Here is a 2,272-nt window from a genome sequence, read left to right on the forward strand (position 1 = left end):
CCCGCCGCCGACCGCCCGCCGCCGACCGCCCGCCGCCGACCGCCCGCCGCCGACCGCCCGCCGCCGACCGCGGGACGCCACCCGCTCAGACCGAAGTGAGGTCCTGGACCAGTCGCGTCATGAGCGGGGACGGATCCACCTCCAGCTCACGCCGCAGCAGCCGCTGGTACTCCTTGTAGCGCTTCACCGCGCAGGCCGTGTTGCCCTCCGCGATGTGGATCTCGATGAGGATGCGGTGCGCCGTTTCCCGGATCGGGTCGATCTCGGTGGCCGTCAGCGCCGTCTGCAAGGCCGCCAGGTACTCCCCGTCCCGCCGCAGCCGCTGTGCCAGGCTCTCCAGGGCGTGGAGCCGCACATGGTCCCAGCGTTCCCGCTCCAGGACGAGCCACTCGTCCGGCCAGCGCGGCAGCAGCTCCTTCCCGAGCATGGCCGAAAGCGCCTCCGCGTGGGCGGGAGGCAGGCCGTCGCCCGTCGCGTCCTGGGCCGCCCGCCACCGCGCGCCGTGCAGGTCCACGTTCACCAGCGGCGCGAGCAGCAGCCGGTGGTCCACGCACTCCACCATGGGCAGGGGAGCCGTGCGCCGCGCGTGGCACAGGGCGGTCCTGAGGTTCGCTGACGCCCTGCTCGGGCTGCAGTCGGGCCACAGTCGCTCGGCTGCCGCACCCCGGTACACACCGGCCGTGTGCAGGGCGAGCAGCGCCAACAGGCGCTGTGTCCCGGAAGGGAGGGGGATGCGGCATCCGGCGTACGAGAGCTCGAAGGCTCCGAGCAGTTCAAGGTCTACGCCGTTCGAAGACACATCCCTCACTCTGCAACCGGCAGGTGGACCACGCATCCGCACCCACCCCTTCAGCAGCCCCCACAACCGCCCCGATGCCCCGGTCCCGCGCCGCCCGCCCGATTTCCGCGGAGCTCCGGGCACGCCGCAGTCACAGGTCTGACCGGCGTACAGACGCTCCCGCAATGGTCCGGAAACGCTCCGAAGACGCCGTGACGACGACGTTTGGACATTACGGGTGACGGACCGGGGACGAGGCCCTCCGACGCTCGTACTCGGCATGACTTTCGGTACGCGGTGCCCACGGGCACGGAAAGCAGGTCCGATATGAGGCCTCGGGACGTCCTGGGGGACCTCGGCGCACGGCCGGACGCACCGTTCGGGGACCCGCGCGTCTGCGTGGCCCTGCTCGACGGCCCCGTCGACCTGTCCCACCCCTGCTTCGCAGGCGCGGACCTCACGAGGCTGGACACCCTGGTCCAGGAGCCCGCCGGTCAGGGGCCGATGTCCCGGCACGGTACGCACGTCGCCGGCCTGATCTTCGGCGGCCCCGGCACTTCCGTCGACGGACTCGCCCCGCGCTGCCGCGGCCTGCTCCTGCCGGTCTTCCGCGACGACGGCAACGGCCGGGTGCCGCAGCTCGACCTGGCCCGCGCCATCGAACGGGCCGTCGAGGAGGGCGCGCACGTCATCAACATCAGCGGCGGCGAACGCGCCCCCGACGGACAGGCCGACCCCCTCCTCGACCGCGCCCTGCGGCTCTGCGAGGACCGCGGAGTCCTGGTCGTGTCCGCCGCCGGAAACGACGGGGCCGACACCGTCCAGGTACCGGCCGCCGTACCCTCCGTCCTGGCCGTCGGCGCCGCCGCCGCCGACGGTCGGCCGCTGGACATCAGCAACTGGGGTGCCGCCTACCGCACCCACGGAATCCTCGCCCCCGGGCAGGACATCGAGAGCGCCGCACCCGGCGGCGGCCTCGCCTCCCTGACGGGAAGCAGCTTCGCCACCCCCCTCGTGACCGGCACCGCGGCGCTGCTCGTCGCGGCCCAGCTGGCCGACGGCGGGGCGGCTGACCCGAAGGCCGCCGGGCAGGCGCTGATCGCGACGGCGACGGCCCCCGGCGACTGCGCCGACCCCGGGGCCCCGGCCTGCAGGCGCGGGCTCGGCGGCAGCCTCGACACCCCCCGGGCGTACGCCCTCATCACCACCAGGAAAGAGGAGACACCCGTGACCACTCCCGCTTCCGCTTCCGCTTCCGCTCCCGTTCCCGCTTCCGTTCCCGCTCTTGCTCCCGTTGCCCCTCCGGCTGCGCAGGGGGCTCCCGCGCCACCGGCCGTCGCCCCCGCCTCGTACGAGGCCCCGGCCGCCGCGCCCGCGGCCCCCGCCGCCGTACCGGTCGCCGCATCGGCGCCGGTCGCCGCCGGTGTCACAGCCGACGGCGGCGCACTTCCCCCGCCGCCGGCCGCCCCGCCCCAGCCGGCCGCCCCGCCCCAG

General features: G+C 74.8%; 2 protein-coding genes. One reads left to right on the forward strand and one right to left on the reverse strand.

Translation table 11 applies throughout. The annotated features are described in order from the left end of the window. Positions 1-85: 85 nt before the first annotated feature. The gene (locus tag ABZW32_RS39650; RefSeq protein WP_356225754.1) at positions 86-799 is read right to left on the reverse strand and encodes a BTAD domain-containing putative transcriptional regulator; all 714 of its coding nucleotides are present in this window, start codon (positions 797-799) and stop codon (positions 86-88) included. A gap of 306 nt (positions 800-1,105) precedes the next feature. On the opposite strand from ABZW32_RS39650, the gene ABZW32_RS39655 reads away from it, so the two are divergent. Further along, positions 1,106-2,272 (forward strand): S8 family serine peptidase (locus ABZW32_RS39655; RefSeq protein ID WP_356225756.1); only part of this gene is annotated, 1,167 nt, incomplete at its 3' end.

It is taken from the genome of Streptomyces sp. NPDC004667, from assembly GCF_040609475.1.
Lineage (GTDB): Bacteria > Actinomycetota > Actinomycetes > Streptomycetales > Streptomycetaceae > Streptomyces.